Origin of the sequence: Rhizobium sp. NLR8a (assembly GCF_019685235.1) — a bacterium.
Classification (GTDB): domain Bacteria; phylum Pseudomonadota; class Alphaproteobacteria; order Rhizobiales; family Rhizobiaceae; genus Rhizobium.
The window spans coordinates 303,883-320,472 of sequence record NZ_JABDWI010000007.1; the positions used below are offsets into that span (position 1 = coordinate 303,883).

The window sequence follows — 16,590 nt, forward strand, 5'->3', positions numbered from 1 at the left end:
GCTTGCATTTGATCGTTGAAAGAGTGTCAGCCGACGAAAGCGCGTTCGATGACGAATTCGGCGGGCTTGCTGTTGGCGCCTTCATTGAGGCCAGCCTTTTCGAGCAATTCCTTGGTATCCTTCAGCATGGCCGAGGAGCCGCAGATCATGCCGCGGTCGATTGCCGGATCGAGCGGCGGAACGCCGAGATCGGTAAACAGCTTGCCCGACGAGATCAGGTCGGTGATGCGGCCACGATATTCGAAATCCTCGCGCGTGACGGTCGCGTAATGGCGCAGCTTGTCGCCGACCACTTCCTTCAGCAGTTCGTCATTCTGGATCTCGTGCACGAGATCGAAGCCATATTTCAGCTCGGCGACGTCGCGCGTCGTGTGAGTGAGGATGACTTCCTCGAACTTTTCATAGGTCTCGGGGTCGCGGATCAGGCTGGCGAACGGCGCAACACCGGTTCCGGTCGAGAACATGTAGAGACGGCGGCCAGGGGTCAGCGCGTCGAGCACCAGCGTGCCCGTCGGCTTCTTGCGCATCAGCACCTGATCGCCGGGCTTGATCGCCTGCAGATGAGAGGTGAGGGGACCGTCCGGCACCTTGATCGAGAAGAATTCAAGCTCCTCGGCCCATGCTGGGCTGGCGATCGAATAGGCACGGAAGACCGGCTTGCCCTCGACCATCAGCCCGATCATCGCGAATTCGCCGGAACGGAAACGGAAGCCCTGCGGCCGGGTCATCGTGAAGCGGAAGAGCCGGTCGGTGTAATGCGTCACGCTCAGCACCGTCTCGGCATAGACGCCGGCGGGGATGGACGAGGCGAAGTCTTCGGTCTTTGCAGGCGCGTTCATTTCGGTAGCGGATCCCGTATTCGTCGGATGAACTGTCGGATTGGGAGCGAGATATTACAAATCCGGCCGGAATTAAAGGCATTCCATTCCACGCGACGCTTCAGAAGGGAAATATGCATGTCATGGTCAGGATTCAATGGCGAGCGGCGAATGTCATATTTCCCGCTGGCGAAGCCGGGCAAAGGATGCATATTAGAGCGGCGGACCGCAGCCGAATGCTGATTTTCGGCAAAAGCGGTGCGACAACAAAGACCTACGGCGTCGAACCCAGCCCGATTCAGGAGCAGGGTCCGGTGATGATGGCGAAAAAATACACGCTTGCCGGGGCGAGCGCGACAGGCGGTCGGGGGACTATGAAGATTTTCAACTACAAGCGTGTTCCTTACGCCGAGATGCGCGCCTTTTCCGTCCATATCCTGACGGCGTCCGGCTCGTTCCTTGCCTTTCTCGGCGTCGTCGCCGCGGCCGAGCATCGCTTCATCGACATGTTCTGGTGGCTGGGTCTGGCGCTTCTGGTCGACGGCATTGACGGGCCGATTGCCCGCAAGGTGCGGGTCAAAGAAGTGCTGCCGAACTGGTCCGGCGATACGCTCGACAATATCATCGATTACGTCACCTATGTGCTGCTGCCGGCCTTCGCCCTCTATCAGAGCGGCATGATCGGCGAGCCCTGGTCCTTCGTCGCAGCCGGCATGATCGTCGTCTCTAGCGCCATCTATTATGCCGATATGGGCATGAAGACCGAGGAGTATTTCTTCTCCGGCTTTCCCGTCGTCTGGAACATGATCGTCTTCACGCTGTTCGTCATCGATGCGAGCGCCACGACGGCGCTAGTCGTCGTGACGATTTCGGTGGTGCTGACCTTCCTGCCGATCAATTTCCTCCATCCCGTCCGCGTCAAAAGGTTGCGCCCGCTCAATCTCGGCGTCTTTTTCCTGTGGTCGGCGCTCGGCGTCTATTCGCTGCTGATGCATTTCGAGATGCCGGAATGGGCGCTCATTCTCTTTATCGTGACCGGGCTCTATCTTTACGTCATCGGCGCGGTGCTGCAATTCTTCCCCTCCCTTGGACGCGAAGCTTAGGACAGGCAATATGACGAAGACGCATGCGATTTCATTCTCGCAGACGGGCGGACCTGATGTTTTCGACTACGTCGAAATCGATCTTCCGCCACCCGTGACAGGCGAGGTGCAGATCCGGCAGGCGGCGATCGGCCTCAACTTCATCGATGTCTACTTTCGCAACGGTTCCTATAAGGTGCCGCACCTTCCATTTGTCACCGGCAAGGAGGGCGCCGGAATCGTGACGGCGGTCGGACCTGATGTTGCCGATTTCAAGCTTGGCGATCGTGTCGCCTATGCCAGCGCTGACGGCGCCTATAGCGTCGAGCGCAATATCGAGGCGCGCCATCTGGTGCATGTGCCGGACGGCATCGAGTTGGAAATGGCGGCGGCGATGATGCTGAAGGGCATGACCGCCGAATATCTCCTGAACCGCACGTTCAAGGTGGGCCATCAGACGGTTCTGCTGTTCCATGCCGCCGCCGGCGGCGTCGGCCTGATCGCCGGCCAGTGGGCGAAGGCGCTCGGTGCCACGGTTATCGGCACGGCGGGCTCGGAGGACAAGATCAAGCTGGCGCTGGCCCACGGCTACGACCATGTGATCAACTACAAGAGCGAGGATTTCGTCGGGCGCGTCCGCGATATAACGGGCGGCAAGGGCGTCGATGTCGTCTATGATTCGATCGGCCGCGATACTTTTCCACAGTCGCTCGATTGCCTGAAGCCGCGCGGCCTTTTTGCCTCCTTCGGACAGTCTTCCGGGCCGATCGAGAATTTCACCCTCGCCATGCTGGCTCAGAGGGGATCGCTCTTTGCGACTCGCCCGACGCTCTTCACCTATATCGCCACGCGGGGGGAATTGGACGACAGTGCAAAGGCGCTATTTGATGTTGTGCAAAGCAACAAAGTGCGTATCAATGTCAACCAAACCTATCCGCTGCGTGAGGTTGGGCGAGCTCACGCGGATCTGGAAGCAAGAAAAACAACAGGAACGACGCTGCTGATTCCATGAGATCCGAACGGACCGGTCGGCAGAAGAAATGAGGGGAACGTGTCTGCATTGAATGTGCCGGATCCCGGTGCGTTGTTGTCCGTCCAGAAGCTGACGAAGTTTTTCGGTGGCTTTGCCGCCTGCAATGACATCGATCTCGACATTGCGCCGGGCGAGATTCATGCGCTTCTCGGCGAAAATGGCGCAGGCAAATCCACATTGGTCAAGATGCTGTTCGGCGTGCTGGAGCCGACGCACGGGCAGATCCTGTGGGAAGGAAGCCCTGTCGTCATCGCCTCTCCGGGCGAAGCCCGCAAGCAGGGCATCGGCATGGTTTTTCAGCATTTCTCGCTGTTCGAGGCCCTGACAGTGGCCGAAAACATCGCGCTGTCGCTCGATGACGCCATTCCGATCGATCGGATCGCCGAGGAGGCGAGGGCGCTGTCGATCGCCTACGGCCTGCCGCTCGATCCGCATGCCCATGTCGCCGATCTCTCCGTCGGCGAGCGCCAGCGCATCGAGATCGTCCGCGCGCTACTGCAGAACCCGAAGCTCATCATTCTCGACGAGCCGACCTCGGTGCTGACGCCGCAAGAGGCCGACAGGCTGTTCGAGACGCTGTTCAAGTTGCGCGCCGAGGGCCGTTCGGTTCTTTATATCAGCCATCGTCTGGAGGAGGTGCAGCGCATCTGCGATCGCGCCACCGTGCTGCGCCATGGCCGGGTGACCGGCGCCTGTGATCCCAGGCAGGAAACGCCGGCCTCGCTCGCCCGCATGATGGTCGGCAGCGAGGTGGCGACCGTCACCCATCCCGAGCGCAGCGACAGGGGCGAGGTGCAGCTTGCCGTTACCAACCTGTCGGTTTCCGCGCGCACGCCTTTTGCCATGCCGCTGCGCGATGTCTCCATGACGGTGCGATCGGGCGAAATCCTCGCGATTGCCGGCGTCGCTGGCAACGGCCAGAGCGAGCTGTTCGACGCGCTGTCCGGTGAATATCCGGTTGCCTCAGCCGAAGCGATCATCATCCGCAAGAAGCCGGTGGGCACTCAGGGCATTACCGCCCGTCGCCTGCTCGGCGCCGGTTTCGTGCCGGAGGAGCGGCACGGGCACGCCGCCGTTTCCGCCATGAAGCTGTCCGACAATCTGGTGCTGGCCCGCAGCCAGTCGGATCGCAAGGCCTTTCTGGGCGTGCTCGGCATCATCAGGCAGGGCGCGGTAAAATCTGCGGCGCGGCGCATTTCCGAAGCAATGGATGTCCGCAAGAGCGGTGACGATCCCGCCGCCGGTTCGCTCTCCGGCGGCAATCTGCAGAAATTCATCGTCGGCCGCGAGCTCGACCGCCAGCCGGCCGTCCTCGTCGTCAACCAGCCGACCTGGGGCGTCGATGCGGGGGCCGCAAGCCGCATTCGCCAGGCGCTGGTCGATCTTGCAAAGGCCGGCTCCGCCGTCGTCGTCATCAGCCAGGACCTCGACGAAATCTTCGAAGTGGCAACCGATATCGCTGTCATCTCCGAGGGGCGCCTTTCCCGGCCCTATCCGGCCGGCGAACTCACCCGCGAAAAGATCGGCCTGCTGATGGGCGGCCTGCATGAAGGCAGCTCGGCCGCGGAGACTGCCCATGCGCATTGAACTGGAAAAACGTCCCGACGTCTCGAAGCTCTTCGCCTTCGTCTCGCCGCTCCTGGCCCTTGCCCTGACGCTCGCCCTCGGCGCCGTCATGTTCGCTATGCTCGGCAAAAACCCCGTCGAGGCGCTCGATGCATTCTTCTTCGAGCCGCTACTCGAGGTCTGGTCGCTGCACGAGCTGGCGATCAAGGCAGCACCGCTGATCCTGATCGCCGTTGGCCTTGCCGTCAGCTACCGCTCGAACAACTGGAATATCGGCGCCGAGGGGCAGTTCACCATTGGCGCCATCACCGGCTCCTACCTGCCGATTGTCTTTTACGACTGGCATTCGCCGCTCGTCCTGCCGCTGATGCTGCTGCTCGGAGCGCTTGGTGGCGCGCTTTTTGCCGCCATTCCGGCGCTGTTGAAGGCCCATTTCAACACCAATGAGATCCTGACATCGCTGATGCTGGTCTACATCGCCCAGCTCTTCCTCGATTGGCTGGTGCGCGGCGCCTGGCGCGATCCGCAGGGCTTCAACTTCCCGGTGTCGCGGGATTTCGCGCCGGAAGCGGTGCTGCCGGCGATCTGGGAGGAATCGGGCCGGGCCCATTGGGCCTTCATCTTCGCCATCATCGCGGCGATCGGCGTCTGGTTCATGCTGCGTTATACGCTGAAAGGTTTCGAGATCGTGGTGCTCGGCCAGTCGGAGCGGGCAGGGCGCTTTGCCGGCTTCTCATCGAAGAAGATGATCTGGTTCAGCTTTCTGTTCTCGGGCGCGCTTGCCGGCCTTGCCGGGATATCAGAGGTCTCCGGCTCAATCGGCCATCTGCAGCCGGCGATCTCTCCGGGCTACGGCTTCACCGCCATCATTGTCGCCTTCCTCGGCCGGCTCAATCCGCTCGGCATCATCGCGTCCGGCCTGGTGCTGGCGCTGACCTATCTCGGCGGCGAGGCGGCGCAGCTGTCGCTCGGCGTCTCCGACAAGGTCACCCGCGTCTTCCAGGGGCTGCTGCTCTTTTTCGTGCTCTCCTGCGATACACTGATCTACTACAAAGTCCGTATCGTCTGGTCGCGGCTGAGGAGCGGTGCGGCATGAGCATTTTTGAAGCCATTCTGCTGACCGTCATCACTGCCTCGACGCCGCTCGTCATCGCCGCGCTCGGCGAACTGGTAGCGGAACGCTCCGGCGTTCTCAATCTCGGCGTTGAAGGCATGATGATCATGGGCGCGGTCGCCGCTTTTGCCGGCGCGCAAACGTCGGGCTCGCCCTATGTCGGGATCATCTGCGGCATAGTGGCGGGTGCGCTGTTCTCGCTGCTGTTCGCCTTCCTGACGCTGACGCTGGTGGCCAACCAGGTGGCGACGGGACTGGCGCTTACCCTTCTCGGCCTCGGCGCATCCGGCATGCTCGGTGAGCCCTATGTCAGCGTTCCCGGCATTCGCCTCGAAGAGATCGTCATTCCCGTCCTGTCGGATATTCCTGTTATCGGCCATGTTCTGTTCAGGCAGGATCTGATCTTCTACCTGTCGATTGCGCTTGTGATCGGCGTCAGCTGGTTCCTGTTCCGCAGCCGGGCCGGGCTGAAACTGAGAGCGATCGGCGACAGTCATATGTCGGCCCATGCGCTCGGCATCGGTGTCATCCGCACGCGCTATTTTGCGGTGATGTTCGGTGGCGCCTGCGCCGGTCTTGCCGGCGCGCAGCTCTCGCTCGTCTACACGCCGCAATGGGCGGAGAACATGTCGGCCGGCCGCGGCTGGATCACCCTGGCGCTTGTCGTTTTCGCCTCCTGGCGTCCATGGCGGGTTTTTGCCGGCGGTTATCTCTTCGGCGCGGTGACCATATTGCAGCTGCACGCACAGGCCTTCGGTCTCGGGATACCCGCGCAGTTCCTTTCGATGCTGCCCTATGCCGCGACTATTGTGGTTCTCATCATCATTTCCCATAATCGGCGCACGACGTTGATCAACACGCCCGCGTCGCTCGGAAAAGCCTTCGTGCCGGAGCGATAAAGCAACAAGATCAAAGACGGGTTTCCGGAATAACTTCAAACCAACAGGGGTAACCATGAAGAAGTTCGCATTCGCACTCGCCGCCTCGGCTGCTGCCGTGATCGGCATTTCCTCCGCCGCTCAGGCCGCGGACAAGACGAAGGTCTGCTTCGTCTATGTCGGTTCGCACACCGATGGCGGCTATTCGCAGGCCCACGATCTCGGCCGCCAGCAGGTCCAGGCCGAATTCGGCGACAAGATCGAAACGCCTTATCTCGAGAACGTGCCGGAAGGCCCGGACGCCGAGCGCGCCATCGAGCGTCTGGCCCGGTCCGGCTGCAAGCTGATCTTCACGACGTCCTTCGGCTTCATGGATGCGACGGTGAAGGTCGCCGCCAAATTCCCGAAGGTCAAGTTCGAGCATGGCACCGGCTACAAGACCGGCCCGAATCTCGCGACTTACAACTCGCGATTCTATGAAGGCCGCTATATCCTCGGCCAGATCGCCGCCAAGACCTCGAAGAATCACGGCGCCGCCTACATCGCCTCCTTCCCGATCCCCGAAGTGGTCATGGGCATCAACTCCTTCGAGCAGGGCGCCAAGTCGGTCGACCCCAGCTTCAAGCTGAAGGTCATCTGGGTCAATACCTGGTTCGACCCCGGCAAGGAAGCCGATGCGGCCAAGGCGATGGTCGACCAGGGGGTCGACGTCTTGACGCAGCACACCGATACGACAGCGCCGATGCAGGTTGCCGAAGAACGCGGCATCCATGCCTTCGGTCAGGCGTCCGACATGATCGCAGCCGGCCCGAAGGCGCAGCTGACGGCGATCGTCGACACCTGGGGCGCCTACTACTCCAAACGTGTTCACGCGCTCCTGGACGGCACCTGGAAGTCCGAACAGAGCTGGGACGGCCTGAAAGACGGCATCCTGAAGATGGCACCCTACACCAACATGCCTGACGACGTGAAGAAGATGGCCGAGGAAACCGAAGCCAAGATCAAGTCGGGCGAGCTGCATCCCTTCACCGGCCCGATCAACAAGCAGGACGGCACGCCCTGGCTGAAGGCCGGCGAGAAGGCAGATGACGCCACGCTGCTCGGCATGAACTTCTATGTCGAAGGCGTCGACGACAAGCTGCCGGCGCAATAATTCCGCAGGCTTTCTGCAACTTTCAAGGGCGTCCTGGCGGGCGCCCTTTTTTTCTTCTGTAACGTTAAAAAAAGCGATTTACAAAAGTAATACTATATGATTTTTTGACCCTGCGCCGCGAAGGAGCGGCATTGGGAGGATATCATGAAATTGAAGACTGCACTTTTGAGTGCCACGATTTTGGCTGCCTGCATGTTCGGTTCGGCTTCGGCCGGCGGCTTGACCGTTGGCTTCTCGCAGATCGGCTCGGAATCGGGCTGGCGTGCGGCTGAAACCACCGTCACCAAGGAACAGGCCAAGAAGCGCGGCATCGATCTGAAGTTTGCCGATGCGCAGCAGAAGCAGGAAAATCAGATCAAGGCTTTGCGCTCCTTCATTGCTCAGGGCGTTGATGCCATTCTGATCGCTCCGGTTGTTGAAACCGGCTGGGACGACGTTCTGAAGGAAGCCAAGGAAGCCAAGATCCCGGTCATCCTTCTCGACCGCACCATCAAGGCTCCGGACGATCTGTACCTGACGGCCGTTACGTCGGATCTCGTTCACGAAGGCAAGGTCGCAGGCGACTTCCTGGTGAAGACCGTCGGCGACAAGAAGTGCAACGTCGTCGAACTGCAGGGCACAACCGGTTCGTCGCCGGCGATCGCCCGCAAGAAGGGCTTCGAAGAGGCTCTCGCCGGCCATGATAACCTCAAGATCGTTCGCAGCCAGACCGGTGACTTCACTCGCACCAAGGGCAAGGAAGTCATGGAAAGCTTCCTGAAGGCCGAGAATGGCGGCAAGGATATCTGCGCTCTCTATGCTCATAACGACGACATGGCTGTCGGCGCCATCCAGGCGATCAAGGAAGCCGGCCTGAAGCCCGGCAAGGATATCCTCGTCGTCTCCATCGACGCCGTTCCGGATATCTTCAAGGCGATGTCCGAAGGCGAGTCCAATGCCACCGTCGAGCTGACGCCGAACATGGCCGGCCCCGCCTTCGATGCTCTCGAAGCCTATCTGAAGGACAAGAAGGCCCCGCCGAAGTGGATCCAGACCGAGTCCAAGCTCTACACGCCTGCCGACGAGCCGATGAAGGTCTACGAAGAGAAGAAGGGCCAGGGCTACTGATTTGAACCTGGAACCGCACTGGCTCATAATGGGCCGGTGCGGAACTGCCGGTGCCGGATCGGGCGTCAGCCCGGTCTTGGTGCGGGCGCACGGCGCAAATATCAGGACACAGCAGCCCTCATGGTTCACAATAACGAGAATATTCTCGCAGCCTCGGCCATATCCAAGTTTTTCCCCGGCGCTGTCGCCTTGGACAAGGTTGATTTCACGCTACGCCGCGGTGAGGTTCATGCGCTTCTCGGCGAAAACGGCGCCGGAAAATCGACGCTGATCAAGTGCATCACGGGCGCCTATCATCGCGATGGCGGCAGCCTGATGCTCGATGGCGAGGAAATCAATCCGGCCAATACGCTCGCCGCCCAGAAGCTGGGTATCGGCACCGTCTATCAGGAGGTCAACCTCCTCGCCAATCTGAGTGTCGCTGAAAACCTCTTTCTCGGACGCCAGCCGAGGCGTTTCGGCATGACCGACGTGCGCGCGATGAACCGCAAGGCGCGCGAACTGCTTGCCGGCTACGGCATCGATATTGACGTCACCGCCGAACTCGGACGTTTCTCCGTCGCCGTCCAGCAGGTCGTCGCCATCGCCCGCGCCGTCGATCTCTCCGGCAAGGTGCTGATATTGGACGAGCCGACGGCGAGCCTCGACAACCAGGAAGTGGCGCTGCTCTTCCGCATCATCGGGGACCTGAAGAAACGCGGGCTCGGCATCGTCTTCATCACCCATTTCCTCGAGCAGGTCTATGCGATCAGCGATCGCATCACCGTGCTGCGCAACGGCAAGCTCGTCGGCACCCGCGACGCCGCCGAACTGCCGCGCCAGGGCCTGATCGCCATGATGCTCGGCCGCGAACTCGCCCAGGCTGAAGAGGCGGTCGGGGAGCGCAGCATTGCAGCCGGCGAGGTCCGGTATCGCTTTTCCGGCTACGGCAAACGCGGCAAGGTCAAGCCCTTTGATCTCGATGTCCGCGCCGGCGAGGTGGTCGGCGTAGCCGGGCTGCTCGGCTCCGGGCGCACCGAAACCGCCGAATTGTTGTTCGGCGTCGAACATGCCGACAGCGGCAGCGCGACGATCGACGGCCAGCCCGTCACCCTTTCCAGCCCGCGCGCTGCAATCGAGAAGGGTTTCGGCTTCTGCCCCGAGGATCGCAAGACCGATGGCATCGTCGGCGACCTGTCGATCCGGGAAAATATCGCGCTGGCGCTGCAGGCCCGCCGCGGCTGGACCCGGCCTCTGTCGCGCGCCGAGCAGAATGCGCTCGCCGACCGCTACATCAAGGCGCTCGACATCCGCACCACCGACCGCGAAAAGCCGATCCGTCTGCTTTCCGGCGGCAATCAGCAGAAGGCGATCCTTGCCCGCTGGCTGGCGACCAATCCCAAATTTCTCATCCTCGACGAGCCGACCCGCGGCATCGATGTCGGCGCCCATGCCGAGATCATCCGGCTCATCGAACAGCTCTGCGCCGAAGGCATGTCATTGATCGTAATTTCCTCGGAACTTGAAGAGCTCGTCGCCTATAGTTCACGTGTCATCGTGCTTCGCGACAGGCAGCATATCGCCGAATTGACGGGCGAGCGCATCACCGCAGCCGGCATTGTCGATGCCATCGCCGCCGCCGAGCACAAGAAGGAGGATGCATGAAGTCCTCTCGCAATGCGCTGGCCTATCGCCTGGCGCCGCAACTGATCGCGCTCGTTGTCATTCTTCTGTTGAATTTCATAACGTCGCCGCAGTTTTTTAATGTCGTTGTTCAAAACGGTCGCCTGTATGGCAGCCTGATCGATGTGCTCAATCGCGGCGCGCCGGTGGCTTTGTTGGCGATCGGCATGACACTGGTGATTGCCACCAAGGGCATCGACCTTTCCGTCGGCGCGGTCATCGCCATTTGCGGCGCCGTCGCTGCATCGTCGATCGTGTCCGGAAATTCAGTCGCTTACACAATTCTCCTGACACTGACGATCGGGCTTGCCTGCGGCGTCTGGAATGGTTTCCTGGTGGCGATCCTCAACATCCAGCCGATCATCGCCACACTGGTGCTGATGGTCGCCGGCCGCGGCATCGCCCAGCTCATCACCGAAGGCGCGATCCTGACCTTCAACGATGACGGCCTGATCTTCTTCGGCAGCGGCTCGATGGCGCTCCTGCCGATGCCGGTTGTCATCTGGCTGCTCGTCGGCCTGCTCGTCATCCTGCTCGTTCGCCGCACCGCGCTCGGCATGCTGCTCGAGGCCGTCGGCATCAACCGCCGCGCCAGCACGCTCTCCGGCATTCAAACGCCGGTGCTGCTGATGGCGGTCTATATGCTGAGCGGGCTTTGCGCCTCGATCGCGGGCATTATCGTCGCGGCCGACATCAAGGGCGCCGATGCCAACAACGCCGGTCTCTGGCTGGAGCTTGATGCTATCCTCGCCGTCGTCGTCGGCGGCAATTCGCTGCTCGGCGGAAGATTCAGTATTGTCGGGTCGCTGATCGGCGCGATGATCATCCAGGCTGTGAATACCGGCATCCTGTCTTCCGGATTCCCGCCCGAGTTCAACCTGATCATCAAGGCGGTCATCATCATCGTGATCCTCGTCATTCAGTCGCCGGCGGTGCAATCGTTCGCCATCTTCGCCAGCCGCCGGCAGGGCGGAAGGGAGTAGCCGAAATGAACTCCAAATATCTGCCGCTGCTCGCGACCATCGTCATCTTCGTGCTCGCCTATGCCGGCTGCACGCTGCAATATCCGAACATGCTGTCGACGCGCGTCATCGGCAATCTTCTGACGGATAATGCCTTTCTCGGCATTGCCGCCGTCGGCATGACCTTCGTTATCATCTCCGGTGGCATCGATCTGTCGATCGGTTCGATCATCGCCTTCACCGGCGTCTTCCTCGCGGTGATCCTGCAGAACACCTCGATCCATCCGCTGCTTGCGTTCGCGCTGGTGCTTGTCATCACCACCGCCTTCGGCGCCATCATGGGCGCGATCATCCATTACCTCGAAATGCCGGCTTTCATCGTCACGCTCGCCGGCATGTTCCTGGCGCGCGGTATCGCCTTCGTGCTGTCGATCGACAGCATTCCGATCAACCACGACTATTATTCGACGCTGACGAGCCTCTATTGGCGGCTGCCCGGAGGCGGACGGCTGACGCTGATCGGCGCCGTCATGCTTCTGGTCTTTGCCGCCGGCATCTTCATCGCCCACCGTACCCGCTTCGGCACCAACGTCTACGCGCTCGGCGGCGGGCCGCAGACGGCGCGTCTGATGGGCGTGCCGGTCGGCCGCACCACGATCCAGATCTATGCGCTGTCGGGTTTTCTCGCCGGTCTATCCGGAATCGTTTTTTCGCTGTACACATCTGCCGGATATTCTCTTGCTGCAGTCGGCGTCGAACTTGACGCCATCGCTGCAGTGGTCATTGGGGGGACGCTGCTGACCGGAGGAGCGGGCTTCGTGGCGGGAACCTTGATCGGGATTCTGATCCAGGGGCTCATTCAGACCTACATCACCTTCGACGGCACGCTGTCGAGCTGGTGGACGAAGATTCTGATCGGCCTGCTGCTGTTTGCATTCATTTTGATGCAGAAGGCGATCCTGTTCCTTTCCAGCCTGAACAAGAGGTATGCCTGAGGGGGGCGGCTCGCTTGCGCAACAAATTCATTGAGACACGCAAGACGGGGCGCCGAACCCGGACGAGCCATGCACAGGTGGTCGACGAGCTCGGCAAGGCGATCGTCGCCGGCACCTATCCGGTCGGTTCGATCCTGCCGGGCGATACGGAACTGGCGCAGCGCTTCAAGGTATCGCGCACAGTCTTGCGTGAAACGATGAAGACGCTCGCCGCCAAGGGCATGGTCGTCGCCAAGGCGCGGGTCGGCACGCGGGTGACCGAGAAGAACCTCTGGAACATGTTCGACAGCGAAATCATCGCCTGGCACTTCGACAATGGTGTGACGGAAGAATTCCTGCTGCAGCTTTACGATATCCGCCTTGCCGTCGAACCCTTCGCCGCCGGTCTGGTCGCCGAGCGCGCCAGCGCCGAAGAGATCGAGACGCTTCGCGAACTGGCGCAGGAAATGGCGGCGAGCGGGCATACGGCCGACAGCCTGGCGCTCGCCGACCTGCGCTTTCACCTGGCGATCGCCGAAGCCTCGCACAATCCCTTCATGCGCACCCTCGGCAGCCTCATCGAAGCGGCTCTGGTCGGCATGTTCCGCATCAGCACGCCGCCCTCCGAAAACGGGTTCGCCAATATCGCCGATACCCATATGCGCATCGTCGATGCCATCGCTTCCGGCGACAGCGCCGCGGCGCGGCGTGCGATGGAAGTCGTCATCGTCGACGGCCGTGATCACGTGCACGAAGCTTTCGCGGCCCACGGCTCTCCTGTCGTCCTGGGACCGATTTCGCCCGCAATCTAGTCCTGAAATCGATTTCCGATTTCAGGAATTATGCAGTATGAGGCAGAAAAGCCGCCTCATCGCGCGGATTCGCGGAGCAGATCATGGAACGTACTTGTCTTGCCGTCATCCTTGCCGCCGGTGACAGCACGCGGATGAAATCCTCAAAATCGAAAGTGCTGCATCCGGTCGCCGGCCGTCCGATGATCGCCCATGTCGTCGAGGCGGTCTCCTCCGCCGGCATCTCCTCCGTCGCCCTCGTCGTCGGCCGCAACGCCGAGGAGGTGGCAAAGGCCGCAAGCATCGACGGCGTCGGGATCGAAGCCTATCTGCAGCAGCAGCGCCTCGGCACCGGCCATGCGGTGCTGGCAGCGCGCGAGGCCATCGCCAAGGGCTATGACGATATCCTCGTTACCTATGGTGACGTGCCGCTGCAGACCGAGGGGCCGCTCAAGGCCGCCCGTCAGGGACTCGCGGAAGGCAGCGACGTGGTCGTCATCGGTTTCCATACCGACAGACCGACCGGCTATGGCCGCCTGCTCGTCAAGGACGGCGAACTCATCGCGATCCGGGAGGAGAAGGACGCCACCGACGCCGAACGCACTGTGACATGGTGCAACAGCGGACTAATGGCGATCAACGGCCGCAAGGCGCTCGACCTGCTCTCGCGCATCGGCAATGCCAATGCCAAGGGCGAATTCTATCTGACCGATCTCGTCGAGATCGCCCGTTCGCTCGGCGGCCGCGTCACCGCCGTCGACGCGCCTGAAATCGAGATGACCGGCTGCAACAACCGTGCCGAACTCGCCGTCATCGAACGCTTCTGGCAGGAACGTCGCCGGCGCGAAATGATGCTGTCAGGCGTTACGATGATTGCGCCGGAAACGGTGTTCCTCTCCTACGACACTGTCATCGGCCAGGATGCGCTGATCGAGCCGAACGTCGTCTTCGGCCCCGGCGCGGTGATCAACAGCGGCGCCATCATTCATGCCTTCTCGCATATCGAAGGCGCGCATGTCAGTGAAGGCGCGACCGTCGGCCCCTTTGCGCGGCTGCGGCCGGGTGCCGATCTCGCCATGGGATCGAAGGTCGGCAATTTCTGCGAGGTCAAGAACGGCCGGATCGGCGAGGGCGCCAAGGTCAACCATCTCACTTATATCGGCGATGCGGTTGTCGGCGCCGGCAGCAACATCGGCGCCGGTACGATCACCTGCAATTATGACGGGGTCAACAAGAGCGAGACGGTGATCGGCGAAAACGCCTTCATCGGCTCCAATTCCTCGCTGGTCGCGCCGGTGACGATCGGCGACGGCGCCTATATCGCCTCCGGTAGCGTCATCACCGTCAACGTCCCAGCCGATGCGCTGGCGCTCGGACGCGCTCGTCAGGAAATCAAGCCCGGCCGCGCGACGCTGTTGCGCGAGCGCGCGCTCGCCATCAAGGCGGCCAAGAAGGCGAAGGCTTGAGCAGCTTTGCGTAACCGGCGGAAATTGAAAGTGACCGTCGAGGCCATTGAGAAATAAGCGGAAACCGTTAGGAGTGGCCTCATTATCAGAGGCTTATGGGGATATTGCATGTGCGGTATTGTGGGGATCGTCGGAACTCAGCCTGTTGCCGGGCGCCTGGTCGATGCGCTGAAGCGTTTGGAATATCGCGGTTATGATTCTGCCGGTGTCGCCACCATCCACGAGGGGGTGATGGATCGCCGCCGCGCCGAGGGCAAGCTCTTCAACCTGGAAAAGCGCCTCGACGTCGAACCGCTGCCCGGCACGGTCGGTATTGCCCATACGCGCTGGGCAACCCACGGCGTGCCGAACGAGACAAATGCCCATCCGCATTTCGTCGAAGGCGTCGCCGTCGTTCATAACGGCATCATCGAGAATTTCTCCGAGCTTCGCGACGAATTGAGCGAAGCGGGCGCGGTCTTTGTAACCCAGACCGATACCGAGGTCGTCGCGCAACTGATGGCGAAATATCTGCGCGAAGGCCTGGAGCCGCGCGCTGCCATGCTGAAGATGCTGAACCGGGTAACCGGTGCCTATGCGCTGGCCGTGATGCTCAAAGCCGATCCCGGCACGATCATGGCCGCCCGTTCCGGCCCGCCGCTTGCCGTCGGCTATGGCCGCGGCGAGATGTTCCTCGGCTCGGACGCGATCGCGCTTTCGCCCTTCACCAACGAGATCACCTATCTGGCCGATGGCGATTGCGCCGTTATCACGCGGGAAGGCGTCGCCGTGCTCGATTTTGCCGGAAAGCCGGTCAAACGCGCCCGCCAGATCTCGCAGGCGACCGCCTATGTCGTCGACAAGGGCAATCACCGCCATTTCATGGAAAAGGAAATCTACGAGCAGCCGGAGGTGATCTCACACGCGCTCAGCCATTACGTGGATTTTGCCGAGAACACGATCGGCGCCAATGCCGCCGTAATCGATTTCAAGGCGGCGAGCGGCTTGGCGATCTCGGCCTGCGGCACCGCCTATCTCGCCGGCCTTGTCGGCAAATACTGGTTCGAGCGTTATGCCCGACTGCCCGTTGAGATCGACGTCGCCTCCGAATTCCGCTACCGCGAAATGCCGCTCTCGCCATCGCAGGCCGCACTCTTCATCTCCCAGTCCGGCGAAACCGCCGATACGCTGGCATCGCTGCGTTATTGCCGCGACAACGGGTTGAAGATCGGCGCCGTCGTCAATGTCCGCGAATCGACGATCGCCCGCGAATCTGACGCCGTCTTCCCGATCATGGCCGGGCCCGAGATCGGCGTCGCCTCGACCAAGGCCTTCACCTGCCAGCTTGCCGTGCTGGCGTCGCTGGCGATCGGCGCCGGCAAGGCGCGCGGCACGGTGAGCGCCGAGGAGGAGAGGGCGCTGGTGCGCCATCTCGCCGAGATGCCACGCATCATGAGCCGGGTGCTGAACCTGATCCAGCCGCAGATGGAAAGCCTGTCGCGCGAACTGTCGAAATGCAGGGATGTGCTCTATCTCGGCCGCGGCACCAGCTTCCCGCTCGCCATGGAGGGCGCGCTGAAGCTCAAGGAAATTTCCTATATCCACGCCGAAGGCTATGCTGCCGGCGAACTGAAGCACGGGCCGATCGCGCTGATCGATGAGAACATGCCTGTCATCGTCATCGCCCCCTACGACCGCTTCTTCGAAAAGACGGTCTCGAACATGCAGGAGGTCGCAGCCCGCGGCGGCCGCATCATCTTTATCACCGACGAGGCGGGTGCGGCGGCCTCAAAACTGCCGACCATGGCGACGATCATCCTGCCTGTCGTCGACGAAATCATCGCGCCGATGATCTTCTCGCTGCCGATCCAGCTGCTCGCCTATCACACCGCCGTGTTCATGGGCACCGACGTCGATCAGCCCCGCAATCTGGCAAAATCCGTGACTGTGGAATAAGCCGGCAAGGTCGGATCTTGGCGCCGAAACATATTGTGCGGCGCCTGGA

General features: G+C 61.6%; 14 protein-coding genes. 13 read left to right on the forward strand and 1 reads right to left on the reverse strand.

Annotated elements, in window-relative coordinates:
* Positions 1-26: 26 nt before the first annotated feature.
* Complete coding sequence (locus HJC04_RS15820) at positions 27-839, reverse strand: ferredoxin--NADP reductase (protein ID WP_064806129.1); 813 nt, start codon at positions 837-839, stop codon at positions 27-29.
* Between the two features lie 353 nt (positions 840-1,192).
* Between HJC04_RS15820 and pcsA the strand changes: the two genes are divergently transcribed.
* From pcsA to glmS, 13 genes are all read left to right on the forward strand, one after another.
* Positions 1,193-1,921, forward strand: coding sequence for a phosphatidylcholine synthase (gene pcsA, locus HJC04_RS15825; RefSeq protein WP_210631631.1), 729 nt, complete (start codon positions 1,193-1,195; stop codon positions 1,919-1,921).
* A 10-nt stretch (positions 1,922-1,931) separates the two neighbouring features.
* Positions 1,932-2,912: a quinone oxidoreductase gene (locus HJC04_RS15830; protein WP_221124390.1), complete on the forward strand. Its 981-nt coding sequence runs from the start codon at positions 1,932-1,934 to the stop codon at positions 2,910-2,912.
* Between the two features lie 39 nt (positions 2,913-2,951).
* Positions 2,952-4,520 (forward strand): ABC transporter ATP-binding protein, encoded by a 1,569-nt coding sequence (locus tag HJC04_RS15835; RefSeq protein ID WP_210631391.1) that lies wholly within the window; start codon positions 2,952-2,954, stop codon positions 4,518-4,520.
* Entirely contained in the window at positions 4,510-5,595 is a 1,086-nt protein-coding gene (locus tag HJC04_RS15840) for an ABC transporter permease (RefSeq protein ID WP_221146596.1), read from the forward strand. Before HJC04_RS15835 ends, HJC04_RS15840 begins: the two co-directional genes overlap by 11 nt.
* Positions 5,592-6,512 (forward strand): ABC transporter permease, encoded by a 921-nt coding sequence (locus HJC04_RS15845; protein ID WP_221124392.1) that lies wholly within the window; start codon positions 5,592-5,594, stop codon positions 6,510-6,512. Before HJC04_RS15840 ends, HJC04_RS15845 begins: the two co-directional genes overlap by 4 nt.
* Before the next feature lie 55 nt (positions 6,513-6,567).
* On the forward strand, positions 6,568-7,644 hold the full coding sequence (locus HJC04_RS15850; RefSeq protein ID WP_221102539.1) for a BMP family ABC transporter substrate-binding protein: 1,077 nt from the start codon (positions 6,568-6,570) through the stop codon (positions 7,642-7,644).
* Positions 7,645-7,788: 144 nt separating this feature from the next.
* Positions 7,789-8,751, forward strand: a complete 963-nt coding sequence (ytfQ, locus tag HJC04_RS15855; protein ID WP_168296910.1) for a galactofuranose ABC transporter, galactofuranose-binding protein YtfQ — start codon at positions 7,789-7,791, stop codon at positions 8,749-8,751.
* Positions 8,752-8,871: 120 nt separating this feature from the next.
* Entirely contained in the window at positions 8,872-10,395 is a 1,524-nt protein-coding gene (gene ytfR / locus HJC04_RS15860) for a galactofuranose ABC transporter, ATP-binding protein YtfR (RefSeq protein WP_221146597.1), read from the forward strand.
* Complete coding sequence (locus tag HJC04_RS15865) at positions 10,392-11,396, forward strand: ABC transporter permease (RefSeq protein ID WP_210631386.1); 1,005 nt, start codon at positions 10,392-10,394, stop codon at positions 11,394-11,396. Before ytfR ends, HJC04_RS15865 begins: the two co-directional genes overlap by 4 nt.
* Before the next feature lie 5 nt (positions 11,397-11,401).
* Positions 11,402-12,370 (forward strand): galactofuranose ABC transporter, permease protein YjfF, encoded by a 969-nt coding sequence (yjfF, locus tag HJC04_RS15870; RefSeq protein ID WP_011425356.1) that lies wholly within the window; start codon positions 11,402-11,404, stop codon positions 12,368-12,370.
* 14 nt (positions 12,371-12,384) lie between these two features.
* Positions 12,385-13,161: a FadR/GntR family transcriptional regulator gene (locus HJC04_RS15875; RefSeq protein ID WP_221146598.1), complete on the forward strand. Its 777-nt coding sequence runs from the start codon at positions 12,385-12,387 to the stop codon at positions 13,159-13,161.
* A gap of 83 nt (positions 13,162-13,244) precedes the next feature.
* Complete coding sequence (glmU, locus tag HJC04_RS15880; RefSeq protein ID WP_221146599.1) at positions 13,245-14,606, forward strand: bifunctional UDP-N-acetylglucosamine diphosphorylase/glucosamine-1-phosphate N-acetyltransferase GlmU; 1,362 nt, start codon at positions 13,245-13,247, stop codon at positions 14,604-14,606.
* Between the two features lie 108 nt (positions 14,607-14,714).
* Positions 14,715-16,541, forward strand: coding sequence for a glutamine--fructose-6-phosphate transaminase (isomerizing) (gene glmS, locus HJC04_RS15885; RefSeq protein WP_221146600.1), 1,827 nt, complete (start codon positions 14,715-14,717; stop codon positions 16,539-16,541).
* Positions 16,542-16,590: the final 49 nt, after the last annotated feature.